The 16,140-nt window shown below is 51.5% G+C and carries 20 protein-coding genes; 5 read left to right on the top strand and 15 right to left on the bottom strand.

From position 1 onward, the window contains the following. Positions 1–37: 37 nt before the first annotated feature. The 9 genes from ACZ41M_RS02000 to ACZ41M_RS01960 form a co-directional block, all read right to left on the bottom strand. On the bottom strand, positions 38–454 hold the full coding sequence (locus ACZ41M_RS02000; RefSeq protein WP_464732131.1) for a RidA family protein: 417 nt from the start codon (positions 452–454) through the stop codon (positions 38–40). Positions 455–515: 61 nt separating this feature from the next. Continuing rightward, complete coding sequence (gene panC, locus ACZ41M_RS01995) at positions 516–1,367, bottom strand: pantoate--beta-alanine ligase (protein ID WP_464730524.1); 852 nt, start codon at positions 1,365–1,367, stop codon at positions 516–518. A 37-nt stretch (positions 1,368–1,404) separates the two neighbouring features. Further along, positions 1,405–1,686 carry a Kazal-type serine protease inhibitor family protein gene (locus ACZ41M_RS01990; protein WP_464730525.1) on the bottom strand — a complete coding sequence of 94 codons (282 nt, stop codon included), beginning with the start codon at positions 1,684–1,686 and terminating at the stop codon, positions 1,405–1,407. Further along, positions 1,686–2,495, bottom strand: coding sequence for a 3-methyl-2-oxobutanoate hydroxymethyltransferase (gene panB / locus ACZ41M_RS01985; protein WP_464732132.1), 810 nt, complete (start codon positions 2,493–2,495; stop codon positions 1,686–1,688). The genes ACZ41M_RS01990 and panB overlap by 1 nt, the downstream gene beginning before the upstream one ends. A 93-nt stretch (positions 2,496–2,588) precedes the next feature. Further along, complete coding sequence (folK, locus tag ACZ41M_RS01980; protein WP_464730526.1) at positions 2,589–3,104, bottom strand: 2-amino-4-hydroxy-6-hydroxymethyldihydropteridine diphosphokinase; 516 nt, start codon at positions 3,102–3,104, stop codon at positions 2,589–2,591. Beyond that, a complete protein-coding gene (gene pcnB, locus ACZ41M_RS01975) occupies positions 3,101–4,642 on the bottom strand; it encodes a polynucleotide adenylyltransferase PcnB (protein WP_464730527.1) in 1,542 nt (513 codons plus the stop codon). The genes folK and pcnB overlap by 4 nt, the downstream gene beginning before the upstream one ends. Positions 4,643–4,660: 18 nt before the next feature. Then, complete coding sequence (locus ACZ41M_RS01970) at positions 4,661–5,335, bottom strand: histidinol-phosphatase (protein ID WP_464730528.1); 675 nt, start codon at positions 5,333–5,335, stop codon at positions 4,661–4,663. An 18-nt stretch (positions 5,336–5,353) separates the two neighbouring features. Then, positions 5,354–6,085 (bottom strand): HdaA/DnaA family protein, encoded by a 732-nt coding sequence (locus ACZ41M_RS01965; RefSeq protein WP_464730529.1) that lies wholly within the window; start codon positions 6,083–6,085, stop codon positions 5,354–5,356. Positions 6,086–6,089: 4 nt separating this feature from the next. Further along, positions 6,090–7,274 carry an AI-2E family transporter gene (locus ACZ41M_RS01960; protein WP_464730530.1) on the bottom strand — a complete coding sequence of 395 codons (1,185 nt, stop codon included), beginning with the start codon at positions 7,272–7,274 and terminating at the stop codon, positions 6,090–6,092. An 85-nt stretch (positions 7,275–7,359) separates the two neighbouring features. On the opposite strand from ACZ41M_RS01960, the gene purM reads away from it, so the two are divergent. Both purM and panD read left to right on the top strand, forming a co-directional pair. Beyond that, complete coding sequence (purM, locus tag ACZ41M_RS01955) at positions 7,360–8,430, top strand: phosphoribosylformylglycinamidine cyclo-ligase (RefSeq protein WP_464730531.1); 1,071 nt, start codon at positions 7,360–7,362, stop codon at positions 8,428–8,430. Positions 8,431–8,435: 5 nt separating this feature from the next. Beyond that, complete coding sequence (panD, locus tag ACZ41M_RS01950; protein WP_464732133.1) at positions 8,436–8,819, top strand: aspartate 1-decarboxylase; 384 nt, start codon at positions 8,436–8,438, stop codon at positions 8,817–8,819. A 157-nt stretch (positions 8,820–8,976) separates the two neighbouring features. Here panD and ACZ41M_RS01945 read toward each other — a convergent pair whose 3' ends face one another. The 6 genes from ACZ41M_RS01945 to icd form a co-directional block, all read right to left on the bottom strand. Further along, on the bottom strand, positions 8,977–9,147 hold the full coding sequence (locus ACZ41M_RS01945; protein ID WP_464730532.1) for a hypothetical protein: 171 nt from the start codon (positions 9,145–9,147) through the stop codon (positions 8,977–8,979). A gap of 23 nt (positions 9,148–9,170) precedes the next feature. Next, positions 9,171–9,602: a CoA-binding protein gene (locus ACZ41M_RS01940; RefSeq protein ID WP_464730533.1), complete on the bottom strand. Its 432-nt coding sequence runs from the start codon at positions 9,600–9,602 to the stop codon at positions 9,171–9,173. Between the two features lie 142 nt (positions 9,603–9,744). Continuing rightward, on the bottom strand, positions 9,745–9,966 hold the full coding sequence (locus tag ACZ41M_RS01935; RefSeq protein WP_464730534.1) for a YdcH family protein: 222 nt from the start codon (positions 9,964–9,966) through the stop codon (positions 9,745–9,747). Between the two features lie 173 nt (positions 9,967–10,139). Next, on the bottom strand, positions 10,140–10,640 hold the full coding sequence (gene rraA / locus ACZ41M_RS01930) for a ribonuclease E activity regulator RraA (RefSeq protein WP_464730535.1): 501 nt from the start codon (positions 10,638–10,640) through the stop codon (positions 10,140–10,142). Positions 10,641–10,699: 59 nt separating this feature from the next. Further along, a complete protein-coding gene (locus tag ACZ41M_RS01925) occupies positions 10,700–11,920 on the bottom strand; it encodes an ion channel (RefSeq protein ID WP_464730536.1) in 1,221 nt (406 codons plus the stop codon). 330 nt (positions 11,921–12,250) lie between these two features. Continuing rightward, the gene (gene icd, locus ACZ41M_RS01920; protein WP_464730537.1) at positions 12,251–13,498 is read right to left on the bottom strand and encodes an NADP-dependent isocitrate dehydrogenase; all 1,248 of its coding nucleotides are present in this window, start codon (positions 13,496–13,498) and stop codon (positions 12,251–12,253) included. A gap of 252 nt (positions 13,499–13,750) precedes the next feature. Between icd and ACZ41M_RS01915 the strand changes: the two genes are divergently transcribed. From ACZ41M_RS01915 to ACZ41M_RS01905, 3 genes are read left to right on the top strand one after another with little or no spacing between them, the layout of a single operon-like run. Further along, complete coding sequence (locus ACZ41M_RS01915) at positions 13,751–14,467, top strand: pseudouridine synthase (protein ID WP_464730538.1); 717 nt, start codon at positions 13,751–13,753, stop codon at positions 14,465–14,467. A 32-nt stretch (positions 14,468–14,499) separates the two neighbouring features. Then, a complete protein-coding gene (locus tag ACZ41M_RS01910; RefSeq protein WP_464730539.1) occupies positions 14,500–15,330 on the top strand; it encodes a squalene/phytoene synthase family protein in 831 nt (276 codons plus the stop codon). Positions 15,331–15,341: 11 nt separating this feature from the next. Beyond that, the gene (locus tag ACZ41M_RS01905) at positions 15,342–16,085 is read left to right on the top strand and encodes a glycosyltransferase family 2 protein (protein ID WP_464730540.1); all 744 of its coding nucleotides are present in this window, start codon (positions 15,342–15,344) and stop codon (positions 16,083–16,085) included. Positions 16,086–16,140 lie beyond the last annotated feature (55 nt).

The following is a 16,140-nucleotide window of genomic DNA, read 5'->3' as shown; positions in this document are numbered from 1 at the left end:
GTAATAACTCGGGCATTTTTGTGCTGGATACACATGATTAAGCGCAGCAGCCTTTGCCTTCGGATTCGCCCGAACAGCACGCGCCGGCAGCCACCGCTGCAGTCACGACGATTTCGACTTTGTATTCAGCCCCTGCCAACGCACCGATGGCTACCGTCGCACGGGTGGGCAGACCTTGTGGCGACACCCAAGCTTGCCACGCCTGATTCATCTCATCAAAGGTGGCAATATCGGTCAAGTAGATGGTCGCGGTCAATAAGCGGCTTTTATCCGTGCCCACTTTAGCCAGCAAGCCATCGACCTGCGCCAAGATATTGGTGGTTTGTTGCAATACCGTACCCGGCGCATCGGCGCTGGCCGATTCGTCCACTTGTCCGGCGAGATACACGACGCCGTTGTAAACGACGGCTTGGCTCATGCGGTTGTTGCTGTCTATACGTTGAATCATATCAATCTCCATTTCTTTAAGTGTCATTAAGTGCTATTACGTGCTATTACGTGCTATTAAATTCGGTTTAAATTTCCAAGTTGTCAATCAATCGGGTCGTGCCCAAACGTGCTGCTGCCAAAATCACCAACGGTTCTCCGGCAAGCACCTGCTCCACGTTCGGTTCGAGCAAATCGTGCTGACGACGAATCGCGATATAATCGGGTTTCCAACCGTTCGCGCTCAACTCACTCACTGCGTCCTGCTCCAATTGCGCCAACTGATCGGCGTGCTTGGACACATCGGCCAGCAGTCGCTCACGCACCTGATGCAGCACACGGTACAGGCGCGGTGCTTCTGCGCGCTCATCAGCGGACAAATATTGGTTGCGCGAGGACAAGGCCAAACCATCCGTATCGCGCACGGTTTCCGCTGCAATGATCTCCACCGGCAAGGCCAACTGACGGCACATCGAGCGAATAATCATCAGCTGTTGATAGTCTTTTTTGCCAAATACCGCAACTTTGGGCTGAACGCAGGAGAATAGTTTTAACACCACCGTGCACACGCCTTGGAAAAACCCTGGGCGAAACTCGCCTTCGAGAATATCACCCAAATCATGCGGTGGTAAAACGCGGTATTCTTGCGGCTCCGGATACAGCTCTTTTTCAGTCGGTGCAAACAGGACGTAGACATGCTCCTTTTCCAGCTTGTCCACATCCGACTGCATGGTACGCGGGTATTTCTCAAAGTCTTCGTTCGGGCCGAACTGCAAACGATTGACAAAAATACTGGCCACCACCGGATCACCATGCACCGCCGCCAAGCGCATCAGGCTCAAATGTCCTTCGTGCAGATTACCCATTGTCGGCACGAAAGCCACACGGTTTTGCCCGTGCATTTGTGAGCGTAATTCGTTGATATCGGAAATGATTCGCATGCTGATTCCTGAGACTGTATGAGTGAATTTTTAAAGATTATTGACTGGCGCTGCCATTGCATTCGCCCGGCGTAAAGCTGTGTACTTCGGTATTAACGCAGGCGCTGCACGCGTTGCCATAGGTTTGTAACGGACGCCCTGCGCTATCGTAACCACACACCGGATCGTACTGCATGGTACAGGCCTCTGGACGGAATTTGCAGATTTGCATCCCCGTCGGTTTGGCCACAGGCTTGGTTTGTGATGGGCTTTGTGGCTGGGTTTGACACGCTGCGAGTAACACGGCACTGACCACGAATAAACTCAGTTTGCGTAACATTATGCGCCCCCTGTAAAGCCATGTTCAGGCTGCGGAAATTCGCCGGATTTAACTTGTGCCACATATTCGGCTACTGCTTCCGCAATGCTGGATTTGCCCTGCATGAAGTTTTTGACGAATTTGGCTTTTTTGCCCGGAAAAACATCCAGCATATCGTACAACACCAATACTTGACCGTCGGTGTCTTTGCCCGCGCCAATACCGATGGTGACCATCTTGACGTGTTCGGTGACGAATTTGCCCACGTGCATCGGCACAGCCTCAAGCACCAGCATACTCGCACCGGCTTCCTGCAAGGCCAAGGCATCCTGTAACAACTGATCCGCCGCCGCATTGGTTTTCGCCTGAACTTTAAAGCCGCCGAGCTGGAATACCGATTGCGGCGTCAAACCCAAATGCGCGCACACCGGAATACCGTTACTCACCAGCCGACGTACGGTTTCAGCCAGCCACGCACCGCCTTCAACCTTGACCATGTGTGCGCCCGCTTGCATCAGCTTGACGGCGTTATGGAGCGCGTCTTCGGTCGTGCCATACGAGCCGAACGGCATATCGGCCACGACCCATGCGCGCGATTGCGGGCGGGTGTACAGCCCGCGCAGCACTGCCTTAGTGTGATACACCACGTCAGCCATTTGCACCGGAATGGTGGTGCGTTGGCCTTGAATCACATTGCCCAAGGAGTCACCCACCAAAATACAATCCACATGCTGGCTGTCAAGCAAGGCGGAAAAGGATGCGTCATAGCACGTCAACATGGCGATTTTTTCGCCCTTGGCTTTCATTTCCTGCAATACGGTCAAGGAAATCGGCTTGAGCGGTTTACTCTCCGCAGCACCTTGGTTTGATGTCGCGGCGTTTCCATAAGCGGCGTTTTGGCTCATCGTATTCTCCTTAATTCTTTAATCCAATCGTGAGATGTCTTGATCGGCAATCTGCGCTTTCAGATCACGCACCGACACCCGTTGTCCGAGCGCATTATGCCACGAGATGTCGGGTTTGAGGTCAAACAGTGGATAGAGCACGAAGGCGCGCTCGTGCATACGCGGATGCGGTAGCGTCAGCGTATCGGTATGACACACTGTGTCGCCGTACAGCAAGATGTCCAAATCGAGGGTGCGCGGCGCATTTTTGTAGCTGCGCGCACGGCCAAACGCGCCTTCGATGCGGTGCAATTCACGCAGCAGCGCATCCGCCGACAAAGTGGTGTGCAACTGCGCCACCGCATTGACATAGTTCGGCCCTTCGGCATTTTCACCCAGCGGCGCACTGCCGTACAAGGGCGAGCTGGCGATCAATTGTGTTTGCGGTAGCTGCGCCAATGCGTCAATCGCCGCCAATACCGTGGTTCGTGCCTGCCCGAGATTGCCACCCATGCCGATGAATGCCGTTACCGCAGGATGATTCGTCGCACTCATGAGGTCTCGTTTGCCGATGGCGAATGTTGTTCAACTGCACCTGTGCCCTCTGCGGTTTTTGCCTTTGGTTTGCGGCGGCGACGGCGCTTTTTCGGTTTGTCTGCACCATCGGCCTGAGCCGCCCCCGTAGCGGAGGTGCTGACTTTTTTCGGTTGCTGGCGCAGCGCCTCAATCATGCGATGCCGTTCAGCCCCATTGGCTGCGTACATATCGCCCCACCATGTCGCGACCTCCAGGCCCTCTTCGCCCAAATGCCCGCGTTGCGCGCGCAGCAGCAAAAAGTCGTAACCAGCACGAAAACGCGGGTTTTCCAACACGCGCTGAATCTGGCGCGGCAAACGGCGCTCCAAGCGCGGCTGCATGCTCCAAATATCGCGCATATCGCTGACAAAACGTTTGGTCATGGTGACTTGATCTTTGTCCTGATTGATCACTTCGCCCATCGCCAAGTCCAGCGCAACCACCACCGGATTGTGCACTTGATGCACCAACCAGCGTTCTTCTACCTTCAACCACATCAACGCGGCAAACAAAAAGCCCGGCGAAATGGATTTGTCCTCATGCACGCGCTCGTCGGTCTGAGCCAAGACCGAGCGCACCCAATCCATGCCGCGTTCGCTTTGCACCACATCGTGCAAAACCGGCATCAAATAGGCCGTGAAGCCATATTTTTGCAGCACTTCAAAACTTCTGAGCGCATGCCCCGTAGTAAAAAATTTCAGTGTTTCGTCAAACAAGCGCGCCGAAGGAATATGCCCGAGCAAGCCACGATTGGCCTGCATCGCATCCAGTGTGTGCGCCTCGGCCTCAAAACCGAATTTAGCCATGAAACGCAACACGCGCAACATGCGCACGGGATCTTCACGAAAGCGCGTTTCCGGCTCGCCGATGATGCGCAGCACCTGATCGTTCAGATCACTCACCCCGCCGTGGTAATCAAGTACCACTTGGCGCTTCACGTCGTAGTACAGCGCATTGATCGTCATGTCGCGGCGCGAGGCGTCCGACTCGATATTGCCATAGACGTTATCGCGCAGTACGCGTCCGTGTTCATCGGTTTCCTGATCTTCCAAATTATCCGAGCGAAAGGTCGTAACCTCAATCAAATCGCGCTTGTGCAGCACATGCACGATGCGAAAACGTCGCCCAATGATGCGCGAGCGACGAAACAGTTTCAATACCTGCTCGGGGCGCGCGTTGGTCGCCACGTCAAAATCCTTCGGAATGTGCCCAAGCATCAAATCGCGCACCGCGCCGCCAACGACATAGGCCTCAAAACCCGCTTCGCTCAAAGTTTCGCTGACCACGCGCGCCGACTCGGGAATGTGACGCGGATTGATGCCGTGTTTTTTCGCCGGATACGAGTGCGCTTTATGCAGCACCGGCTTTTTCGCTCGCGCTTTGAGTTTTTTGCGCGCTTCGCGTGAAGTGCCTGCGATTCCGCTCGCACTGCCTGCTGCACTCAACTCATCGGCGGTAGCGCTTTTCGCCTGACGACTTTTAGGCGTAAACAGTTGTTTTATAAAAGTTTTTATCATTTTTATCTATCGTATTTTTTACTGCATCTCAAATAATTCTAAAATCGGCCAGTGACGCGCCCGCGCAATGCCACGCAAGGTGTCGTCGGGATTACACGCCATCGGAAACGTGGCTTTTTCCAGCAACGGCACATCGTTCATCGAATCCGAGTAAAAAAAAGTAACCACTCTGTCCCAATCCGCGCCGCGCTCGTTCAACCACTGTTGCACGCGCGTGATTTTACCCGCTTGGAAGCTCGGCGTGCCGAAAACCTTACCGGTAAATTGGCCATCTTTTTGCTCCGGCGTCGTGCCGATAATATGCTCAAAACCCAAACGCCAGCCGATCGGCTCAATCACAAACTCATTGGTCGCGCTCACCAGCACGCATTCGTGACCGGCATCCTGATGCCTTTTCACCAAATCCAACGCTTGCGGCTGAATCATCGGCTCGATCAATTCGGCCATAAACTGCTCGCGCCATTGCTGTAATTCCGCCATCGGATGCTGCGTCAGCACTTCAAAGGCAAATTCCGAATATTCAATAATATCCAGCGTTCCCGCGCAATATTGTTGATAAAAGTAATCATGCTTGTTCTTAAATCCGACCGCATCCACAAAACCGTTTTTGGACAAAAAAGCCCCCCAGCCGTGATCCGAGTCGCCCGGAATCAAGGTTTTATCCAAATCAAATAAAGCGATTGTTTTCTTCATTACATTCCTAAATCTATGTCATTGATTGGCGACCGACGGATCAACGGCGCTCGTTTCATGCGCATCAGCGTTCAACCATTCCTTGAGTAACGGCACGGTAATCGCCTGCTTCTTTTGCAAGCCGTAGCGATCCAATTGCACCAAAAATTCATGCAATTTCGACAAATCGCGACTGGAATAACGCAACATATAATCAATCACCCCGTGTCCCAGCGTCAACCCACGCTGCTCCGCCTGTTCAAACAGCACCTGCGCTTTTTCCTCATCACTGAGTATATACAGCTCATACACCAAATCCCACGCCAACCGCGTGCGCAAATCGGGTAAAAAATCGATTGGCAAATGCGCCGGCGAGCAACTCGCGGTCAACACCATGTGTCGATTCTCATGCAAAGGCATCGTTTTTTCAGAGCGAACCGCGTTGAACAAATGAAACAAATGCGTCTGCTGCTGCGCAGAAAACCCATCCACATCGTCCACCAAAAACCAGCGGTAATCGCCCGGCTCGACTTCGCGCTCAAAATCAGCCGCCGTCAGATAGCGCGCACGATCGGATACAGCCAAACTGCGCAAAATATGCGTTTTGCCCGCACCGCCCGCGCCCCACAAATACAAAGCCATCGGCTCAAAACGGTCTGCGATCAGATCATGCAGATGTCGAAGCACCTCGACATTACGCCCGACGATCAGATTCTCCAATCGCGGCTCATCGTTCAAACTCAATTCCAAAGCAAATTGCGGATACATCATCAAATTAACCCTGCTCCCCGCTCGTTCCTTGTTCAATTGCGCCCTGCTCAATCACGTTTTGTTCAGCAGCATCCGGCAAAACCGATACCGTCACCGTTGGCTCTGGTTCGGCCAAATAAAAGGTACTGTTGAAATAAGCATCGCGAACCAAACGGCTGACTACTACCAACACAGCACTCACCGGCAAGGCAAATAACATACCCACAAAACCGAACAAGGTACCGAAAATCAATAAAGCCAAAATCACACCCACCGGCGACAAACCAATGCGCTCACCCACCAGACGCGGCGTCAGCACATAACTTTCCAGCAACTGCCCCACACCGTACACGGCCAATACCAAAAAGAACGGAACCGTCAAACCGAACTGCAACAGCGCGGTCAATGTCGCCAAAATAAATCCCAAACCAAAGCCCAGATACGGAACAATCACAAACAAACCGGTCAAAATCCCCACCGGAATCCCGACCTGCAAACCGATCAGCTTGAGCGCCACCGCATAATAAACCGCCAAACTCAACATCAGCAAAACCTGCCCGCGCATATACTGCGACAAGACCTCATCCATTTCCTGACTAACGCGCCAAAAGCCCGAACGCCAACGTTTAGGGAGCAATTGACGCCATTGTTTGACGTGTTCCGGCCAGCTTACCAACACAAAATACGTCAAAATCGGTACCAACAGTGCCCAAGACAACGTACTGAGCAACACCGAGCCGCCTTGCATCAAATAGCGCCAAACATCCTGTCCCAATTTGGAAAAATTAACCTTGTCCGCAATAAAATCTTGTAATTGCTGCAACCAGTTGCTGCTGTTCATTTCTGGGAAAAAGTTCTGAATCAGACCTGAGTTGACCAGCAGACGATGCGCCTTGGCCACCACCTCCGGCAACTTTTGTTGCAAAATATCTAATTGAGAGCTGATGATCGGCCACGGAATAAACACCATAAAAGTCAGTGCCAATAACACTACACTGAGCGCAATCAATGCACCAATACCGCGTTGAATGCCTGCTTTTTGCATTCTATGAACCAAAGGATGCAACAAATACGCCAAAAACGCCGCAAAAATTAACGGCAAAATGACGCCCTTTATTGTCCATAAAAACCAGAAAAACGCTACAATAGCGACTAATACGAGCGCGGCAAAAACCAACTGTTTCCACGCATTTTTGTCTTTCAAATTCATAGGTTTTCCCTTAAATCAAACCAACACGTCGCGCAAAATGGCGCAAACCCGAATAAACCCATATTCTATAGGACTTTTAGGCATTATGGCGAATCAGCCCCAACATCCCAACACAGAAAATCAACAAAACACCGGATTATCCTACAAAGATGCCGGTGTAGACATCGATGCCGGTGATGCACTGATCGAACGCATCAAACCCTACGCGAAAAAAACCATGCGCGAAGGCGTGCTCAATGGCTTGGGCGGTTTCGGTGCGCTGTTTGAAATTTCCAAAAAATACCAAAACCCGGTACTGGTCTCCGGCACGGATGGTGTCGGCACCAAACTCAAACTCGCGTTTGAATGGGGCTTTCACGACACCGTCGGCATTGACTTGGTCGCCATGAGCGTCAACGACATCTTGGTACAAGGCGCCGAGCCGCTGTTTTTCCTCGACTACTTCGCCTGCGGCAAGCTCGACATCGACACTGCCGCCGATGTGATCAAAGGCATCGCGCAAGGTTGTGAACAATCCAACTGCGCCCTGATCGGTGGCGAAACCGCCGAAATGCCCACCATGTACCCAGACGGTGAATACGATCTGGCCGGTTTCGCAGTCGGTGCGGTGGAAAAAGATAAAATCATCAACGGCAGCACCATCACCGCAGGCGATGTGATTTTGGGCTTGGCGTCCAACGGCGTACACTCCAACGGCTTCTCACTGGTGCGCAAAGTCCTCGAAGTATCCAAAGCCGATCTGAACATGAATATGGGCGGCGTCACATTGCAACAAGCCATCAGCGCCCCAACCCGCATTTATGTCAAACCGATTTTGGCCACCTTGGAGCAAATCAACATCAAAGGCATGGCGCACATTACCGGTGGCGGTCTGACCGAAAACGTACCGCGCGTGCTGCCCGAGGGTTTGCAAGCCGTGATTCACAGCAACTCATGGACGCGCTCACCGCTGTTCCAATGGCTGCAACAAGCCGGCAACATCTCGGACGACGAAATGCACCGCGTGTTCAACTGCGGCATCGGCATGGTGGTGATTGTCTCTGCCAACGATGCGGACAAAGCACGTGAGATTCTGAGCGCGCAAGGCGAAACCGTATTCACGCTGGGCGAAATTCGCGCCCTGCCGGTCGGTGAAGCACCCACCGTGGTGATCTAAGCATGATGTTGCGCACCCTGCTCAACGGTAAAATTCATCACGCCACGGTCACTGAAGCCGATCTGAACTACGTCGGCAGCGTCACCATTGACCAAGACATCTTGGATGCTGCGAATATTGCCGTACACGAAAAAGTACAGATCGTGAACAACAATAACGGCGCTCGGTTTGAAACCTACACCATCGCGGGCCAACGCGGCTCCGGCGTAATTTGCCTGAACGGTGCGGCAGCGCGCATGGTGCAGACCGGCGATGTGGTGATTATCATGTCCTATGTGCAGGTGAGCAATGACGAACTGGCACAGCATCGCCCGAATGTCGTGATTATGGGTGAGCACAACCGCATTAAAGAAATCATTCATTACGAACCGGCGCATACGGTTCTGTGAGTATGCCAAATGAGAAATCGGACATCGAATTCATCGATGTCCGTTTCTCATGATCCATACAAGCAATCTGAGCTATGGGTGTGACAAGTCACTTCCCCATGATTAATGACGTTATGGCGTTGAGAGCGGTGATAGCAATTGAACCATAACGCTTGAATTACTTGCGCACATACTGATACAGCGATACCAAGGTTAGCACAACCAGCATCGGTATAAAAATCAGCCAGTCAATACGGATATTTGCCTGTGTGGGCAAACTCGCCAAATAAAGCTCATACGCGATAAATGCAACGTATGCAATCACGGTAACGATTTGAGTTTTTGTCATTTTGGCCTTAAATCTGCCACCCATCACACACCGAGTTTGCGATGCTCTACCAAGGTGCATTTGTTTTGTACCACACGCATGCCTGCGGCTTTGGCCTTTTCCGCTGCCGCATTATTGACCACACCCAACTGTGACCAAAAGACTTTCACATCGCCGCGTGCGATTACCGCATCGGCAATCGCATCCAAAGCCTCGGGTTTGCGAAAAATATCAACCATATCAATCGCAAACGGCACATCCGCCAGTGAGGGATAGGCTTTTTCACCCAAAATCGTGAGTTCTTTGGGATAAATCGGTACGATTTTGTAACCCGCTTGCTGCAAATATTCCGCCACATGATGGCTGTCTTTGCTCGAATCAGGCGACAAGCCCACCACGGCAATGGTTTTAACCTCGTTAAAAATCGCGCGGATTTCATCCGAAGAGGCATTAACGGTTGGAAATTCACATTCCATGGCAAGCTCCTTGATATAAGAACATGATTGAGCACTTGCGGTGACTATAACAGATATGACAAACGCCTGCTCACCCGCCCAAAGAGCAAGCATTGAACAATCATAAAAAAACGGGTTTGATCTCAAACCCGTTTTTAACTCATTACGACTCGGCAGATGCCTTACGTAAAATCGCGTACAACTGATCTTTCAAATGCAATTTTTCTTTTTTCAGTTCTTCGATTTCTTCGTGCGTGCCGTGAATCACGTGTGTTTCCATGTTTTTGATTTTGTGATCCAGCTCATGATGTTTTTCAAACAGATTGTGAAAACGAGCGTCTTCAGTTTTGAGACGGCTAATCAAATCGCGGTATTCTGGAAACATGTTTTTGTCCTTTAAAAAATAATTTTTATCACTTATGGTTTCGCGTTTGAAAAGACCACGACCGCAAAACCATCACCCAAAAATCATTCAAACGGTGTGACTAAATGATAACCTATTTTGATTGGATTGGCGATAAAAAAGCCGGATAAAAACCATCCAATCAAACTCAAATTTTACTCGTGCAGTGCTTTCGGACTGACCACAATGCCGTCCGCATCCGCATATACCCAATCACCCGGATTCACGCGCACACCTTGAATGTGCACGCCCAAATCACGCTCGCCCGCACCCTTTTTCAGCGAGCGCAACGGCATGGCGGCCAACGCCCGCACACCAATCGCCAGCTCGTTGATTTCACCCGTGTCGCGCACGCAGCCATCCACAACAATGCCCGCCCAACCGTTTTGCGTACCTGCCTTGGCAATATTACCGCCGACCAATGCGCAGCGCACACTCGCACCGCCATCGATCACCATGACTTTGCCCGTCCCGTTGTCGTTCTCCAAAGCCTTTTTAATCAAGGTATTGTCTTCAAATACTTTAAAGGTCACGGCTTGGCCATGAAATGCCTGCGCTTGGCCAAAACTTTGAAAAACCGGCGGCAGCACGTGAATCAATCCCGCGTGAATGTCGTTTTCAAATTGGTCGCATAAATCTGTGGTTGCAATGCTCATACTGGCTCCTTATCAAATAAAAATTGCTTATTTTTGGCTTATCCTTTGTGCTCATCCGGCTACCCAATCGCATCGCCGCCCTTTCGTGGCGCGTCATATTTCGGGTCATACGGCTGCTCGTAGGTATCGTGAATCCGTTGAAAATTGATGATGTTTTTACCATCGTGGCTTTTCTCAATCATATCAGCGAATTGTTCATACCAACGCACATCTTTATGGTGATAGGTGTGGCGCGCATTGATGTTTTGGCCTATGGTCTCATCGGTGCCATCAAGTACCAGCACAAAAAGAAAATCTTCCTGCGCCCAGTCCTCGGCGCTCATACCGTACAGCGGACTGTTGCGCGTGATCGGATGCATGATGGTCCAATTCAAAACAAACATTGGGTTGGATTTATGCCGCAACGCCAATTCGGTGTAGCGACGAAAGGTCTGCCCTTCCTCGTTCACTGCCGTGCGCACCAGCCAAAGTTTGGCTTCAGCACCATTGATGTGGTTGTGCCGCTCATTCGCCACGCGCGTCATCCACATCATTTGGCCTTCATGCCGACCGATGACCGCCTGCTTGGCAAAAATAATCCGTGCGCGCGGTCGGGCAAAGCGCGCAAACGCCAAACCGGTAATCACCGCCGAATACAGCAAACCCGAATACGACTCAATCATCGCAATCGTGTGCGTATAAAGACTGATCGGATACATATTGCCATAGCCGACTGTCGCGAAGGTCTCCACGGAGAAAAAAAACACCAGCCACGGTTTGCCATGCGGCACATTGCCAATGCCATCGATTTTCACCAGATACAACAATGTAAAAATTAGATTAACCAATAAAAACGCAGCCGCCGACCACGCTATGAACTGCCACCACGGACTGGTCATGCTCGCGTGGTAAAAATCCTGCCATTTCGCTTGACGGCGGGTCAGCGCGAATACTTCGCGATTGGCGACACGCAGTTTGCTCAATTGATAATCATGCCCACCGCCCAAATGATTAGGAAAAAAATTCGAAAATTCTTTCGGCTTTTTAGGTGTGGCCTGCGGCGTGTGCGAGACATTTGTAGCGTGCGTGGCGTGCGCCGGATGCCCATTTACCGCCACTGTACTTGTTTGGTCGGTTGAAGTAAGTGACGCAGCCACCTCCGCCGTCGGTTGTGCCGATGACGCAGACATTGACTCATGCTCAGCACTCGCACGCCGCGCATTTAAGCGAGGCGAACTGGGGAAGGATTTGGCCGATGGCTCTGCGGGTGTTTGCCCCGGCTCAATATTCGCTTGCGTCATAGAAAATGGATGGTGAAATACGGTTGATGACGGAATCCATATGGCATTTTACGAATAGTTTGACCTGTTTAACAATGGACAGCGGATAAAAAAGGCAGTCGTTGACTGCCTTCAGATTGCTGACAAACCTCTGTTTTTACCCCTCGCCCGTTTTACGGGAGAGGGGTAAGGGGAGAGAGTGATTTTTAACCAGTTGATTTCAAATGATTAAATTACAACCCCCTCTCCCTATATCCCTCTCCCCAAGGGGCGAGGGACTTTGTCAACAGCCTCAAGGCAGTCGTTGACTGCCTTTTTTAACTATTCGCAATGGATCCGTTTTCAATCCAATTACATGTTGTTGATCATTTCTTGACCGAACTGTGAGCAAGACACTTGGGTCGCGCCTTCCATCAAACGCGCAAAGTCATAGGTCACTTTTTTCGCGTCAATCGATTTGGCCATGCTCGCCAAAATCAAATCAGCCGCCTCGGTCCAACCCATGTGGCGCAACATCATTTCCGCCGACAAGATTTCCGAACCCGGATTCACGTAGTCTTTGCCCGCATATTTCGGCGCCGTACCGTGAGTCGCTTCAAACATCGCCACAGAGTCCGACAAGTTCGCGCCCGGAGCGATACCGATACCGCCCACTTGCGCCGCCAATGCGTCGGAGATGTAGTCGCCGTTCAGGTTCAGGGTTGCGATTACGTCGTATTCGGCAGGACGCAACAGGATTTGTTGCAAGAACGCGTCGGCAATCGAGTCTTTAATCACGATTTCGCCATGCGGTGCTTTGATGACCATCCACGGGCCGCCGTCCAAGTATTCCGCACCGAATTCTTTTTGCGCCACTTCATAGCCGGTTTTGGCAAACAGACCTTCGGTGAACTTCATGATGTTGCCTTTGTGAACCAAGGTCACACTGGAGCGTTTGTTGTCAATCGCGTATTGGATCGCCTTGCGCACCAAACGGGTTGTGCCTTCAATCGAAACAGGTTTCACGCCAATACCTGAGGTTTCAGGGAAGCGGATTTTGGTCACGCCCATCTCTTCGGTCAGGAATTTGATGACCTTTTTCGCTTTTTCAGATTGTGCTTCCCATTCAACACCGGCGTAGATGTCTTCGGAATTTTCACGGAAAATCACCATGTCGATTTTTTCAGGGTGTTTCACTGGCGAAGGTACGCCGGTGAAGTATTGAACCGGACGCAAGCACACGTACAAGTCCAACTCTTGGCGCAAAGCCACGTTCAAAGAGCGAATGCCGCCGCCGATTGGCGTGGTCAGAGGGCCTTTGATGGACACCACGTAATCACGCAGAATTTCCATGGTTTCGGTTGGCAACCATACGTCCGGACCATAAATTTTGGTCGATTTTTCACCCGCGTAAATTTCCATCCAGTGGATTTTGCGTTCGCCGTTATAGGCTTTTTGTACTGCCGCATCCACCACTTTAAGCATGACCGGTGTGATGTCAAAGCCTGTACCGTCACCCTCGATGTACGGAATGATCGGATTATTGGGAACATTCAAACTATAATCTGAGTTTACGGTAATTTTTGCGCCGCCTTCGGGTACTTTGACATGTTGATACATGGTCTCTCCTTTATATTTGGATGGATATATCTCGAATCGGAAAACATACATGACCGCATTACCTTGTGGGTACTTTTGGAGCACGCATATTTCGTGTTCGTCCGTCGATCGTTGGGATTAGTCTTGTATAAGAGTGATCAATCTGAATTATGCCCCATTTTGCTTTGCATTGCACCCCATTTGCAAGCAAAATACCAATTATTTTGTCATCATACACAATGTTTTTCTATAATATGAAATTTTAAGTAATTTATGCTGCTACTCCTCAATAAACCCTTCGGCGTGATCTGCCAATTCTCCCCGCACGAGCAACACGCGAGCTTGGCAGACCATGTACGCATACCCAACGTTTATCCCGCCGGGCGTTTGGATACCGACTCCGAAGGCTTGGTATTGCTGACCGACGATGGTCGCCTGCAGCACCAAATCAGCCACCCCATGCACAAAAAGCCCAAAATATATTGCGTGCAGGTTGAAGGCGCGCCATCCGAGGCCGCATGCGAACAATTACGCCGAGGGGTTGAGCTGAACGACGGTCTGACGCAGCCGTGCGGTGTACAGATCATCGGCGAACCTGAGTGGCTATGGGTGCGCAATCCACCCATCCGCGAGCGCAAAAGTATCCCGACGCATTGGTTACAAATCACCCTGACCGAGGGGCGCAATCGCCAAGTGCGTCGCATGACCGCCGCCGTCGGACTGCCAACCTTGCGCCTGATACGCACCCACATCGGCGATTACAGCCTGTGGTCACATACCGAAATGGCCCAAACATTGACTTTGGGACAATGGGTTTGGATTGACCCCAATCCCGCCCCTATCAAACCGACCGCCGCAGCACACAAAAATCCACGTCGTCCAGTGCAACGACCAACACAGCGAACAACACAACAACCCAAACAACGGTCAGCCCAACATTCGACCAACGCCCCGCGCCCGAAACGGTTAAAATCATCACCATCCAAATAATCAGTTCAAATAAACAGTTTTTCAGCGAAGCCATGTTCGAAACCCTTCTTACCATCGAGCCACAGCCCTACTCAGCCAGCAGTGTGTACTATGCGCTGAACAAAGCCCCCGAATCGGCGTATCAATCGCTGCTCGGGCTGTACGCTCTACACCGCAAATGGCGCGAGGCTGCGAATTACGCCGACAACCATCAGGCCGTAACCACGCTCAATTGGTGGCATCACGAACTGGAAGCCGAGCCTGCAAAAGCCATTGAGCACCCGGCTCTGCGCGCCCTGTACGCGGCCGATTGGTCGGACAAGCACGCCGAAGCTCTGCAAATGCTGCTGCACGGCCATATGCACTGGCATCATTTGAACCGCGTAGAAGATTTAGCGCAATTGCAGCCGACCATAGATGCGATTGGCGGTGAGTTTGCGCGGTTATGGTTCATGTTGGCCAATACGCCAGTTTCCGACGAACTGATTCAATCCGCCGGTCGTGCACTGTGGTGGGTCGATCACATTCGCCACATCGGTCACAATTTAAGCAATCAACGCATCTGGATTCCGATGCAGTGGCTCAAGGAAACCGACACGCCCGCCCATATTTTGCTCTCGACATCACCTAGTCAAAACCGTGCGCAGCAGCTCAAACCTCTGCTTGAAAAACTCATCGCTCATACACAATCTGAATTAGCGAACTACCAAACGCAATACCGCGCCCTCAGCAAAACGCAGCAAACGTCCATACGCAGCTGGCACACACTGATGAATTTGCGCGCCGATTTACTCGCCGTAATTGTGCAGGACCCCGCTGAATTGTTCGAAGGCTTGGTCAGCATCGCCCCACTGCGTAAATGGTGGCGTGCGGTACGGAGCTAAATTGACATGACATGAGCAACGTTTCCCTCATCACCCCAACCGCCAACCGCAGCCATTATCTGCCCGCGCTGTACGACTGCATTTGCCGACAACGCGAAGTCAACTGGGAGTGGCTGGTGTTTGACGACTCACCCACACCCAATGCATGGATGATCGCAGCCGCACAGACCGACCCGCGCATCACCTATATGCACAGCAGCGTGCCGCTGAGCATCGGAGAAAAGCGCAATCAAATGATTGAGCGGGCGCAATACGACTACATCGCGCATTTTGACGATGACGATCACTACGCGCCCGACTACCTGCGCGTGATGCTCGGCCATTTAGTACAAAATCAAGCGGATTTGATCAAACTCTCGGCTTTTTATCTATACGCGCCCAAGCAGGATTTTTTCGGCTACATGGATTTGACCGCCAAAACCGGTCATCACTATGTGCTGAACCGCGAAGAAATAGAACACGTCATCTTTCATGACAAAATGCAGATCGGTGCGGATTTCATCGTGTTTTACGGATTTTCTTATGTGTATCGACGCGCTGCCGCCGTGCAACATCCATTCGAGCCGGTGAGCTTTTGCGAGGACGAGTATTTTGCAAAAGCCCTACTCAAAGACCAATGCGCCGTCATCACCACACCCGACACGCAAGGACTGTGCCTGCATCTGGTGCATGGCGGTTCGAGTTCGCGTTGTTTCTCGCGCTATTTTTTACCGAACCACCTCATGCCGGTCATTTTTCCCAACTACCGTGAGTAATCGCTCCGTAAAACACTATTTTGGCAACAGCGCTTCAGCGCCGCTTTATCAGTGC

The organism is Puribacter membranae (genome assembly GCF_055380425.1).
The sequence above is the reverse complement of the archived record's forward strand: the minus strand, read 5'-3'. Positions and strand labels throughout refer to the sequence as shown.

Excerpts from the sequence above, each read along its gene's own strand:
- panC (WP_464730524.1), bottom strand. The coding sequence starts at position 1,367 with ATGCGAATCATTTCCGATATCAACGAATTACGCTCACAAATGCACGGG.
- ACZ41M_RS01965 (WP_464730529.1), bottom strand. The coding sequence starts at position 6,085 with ATGATGTATCCGCAATTTGCTTTGGAATTGAGTTTGAACGATGAGCCG.
- ACZ41M_RS01990 (WP_464730525.1), bottom strand. The coding sequence starts at position 1,686 with ATGTTACGCAAACTGAGTTTATTCGTGGTCAGTGCCGTGTTACTCGCA.
- ACZ41M_RS01925 (WP_464730536.1), bottom strand. The coding sequence starts at position 11,920 with ATGACGCAAGCGAATATTGAGCCGGGGCAAACACCCGCAGAGCCATCG.
- purM (WP_464730531.1), top strand. The coding sequence starts at position 7,360 with ATGGCGAATCAGCCCCAACATCCCAACACAGAAAATCAACAAAACACC.
- ACZ41M_RS01970 (WP_464730528.1), bottom strand. The coding sequence starts at position 5,335 with ATGAAGAAAACAATCGCTTTATTTGATTTGGATAAAACCTTGATTCCG.
- icd (WP_464730537.1), bottom strand. The coding sequence starts at position 13,498 with ATGTATCAACATGTCAAAGTACCCGAAGGCGGCGCAAAAATTACCGTA.
- ACZ41M_RS01915 (WP_464730538.1), top strand. The coding sequence starts at position 13,751 with ATGCTGCTACTCCTCAATAAACCCTTCGGCGTGATCTGCCAATTCTCC.
- pcnB (WP_464730527.1), bottom strand. The coding sequence starts at position 4,642 with ATGATAAAAACTTTTATAAAACAACTGTTTACGCCTAAAAGTCGTCAG.
- ACZ41M_RS01960 (WP_464730530.1), bottom strand. The coding sequence starts at position 7,274 with ATGAATTTGAAAGACAAAAATGCGTGGAAACAGTTGGTTTTTGCCGCG.
- ACZ41M_RS01940 (WP_464730533.1), bottom strand. The coding sequence starts at position 9,602 with ATGGAATGTGAATTTCCAACCGTTAATGCCTCTTCGGATGAAATCCGC.
- ACZ41M_RS01935 (WP_464730534.1), bottom strand. The coding sequence starts at position 9,966 with ATGTTTCCAGAATACCGCGATTTGATTAGCCGTCTCAAAACTGAAGAC.
- ACZ41M_RS01905 (WP_464730540.1), top strand. The coding sequence starts at position 15,342 with ATGAGCAACGTTTCCCTCATCACCCCAACCGCCAACCGCAGCCATTAT.
- ACZ41M_RS01910 (WP_464730539.1), top strand. The coding sequence starts at position 14,500 with ATGTTCGAAACCCTTCTTACCATCGAGCCACAGCCCTACTCAGCCAGC.
- ACZ41M_RS01945 (WP_464730532.1), bottom strand. The coding sequence starts at position 9,147 with ATGACAAAAACTCAAATCGTTACCGTGATTGCATACGTTGCATTTATC.
- rraA (WP_464730535.1), bottom strand. The coding sequence starts at position 10,640 with ATGAGCATTGCAACCACAGATTTATGCGACCAATTTGAAAACGACATT.
- panD (WP_464732133.1), top strand. The coding sequence starts at position 8,436 with ATGTTGCGCACCCTGCTCAACGGTAAAATTCATCACGCCACGGTCACT.
- folK (WP_464730526.1), bottom strand. The coding sequence starts at position 3,104 with ATGAGTGCGACGAATCATCCTGCGGTAACGGCATTCATCGGCATGGGT.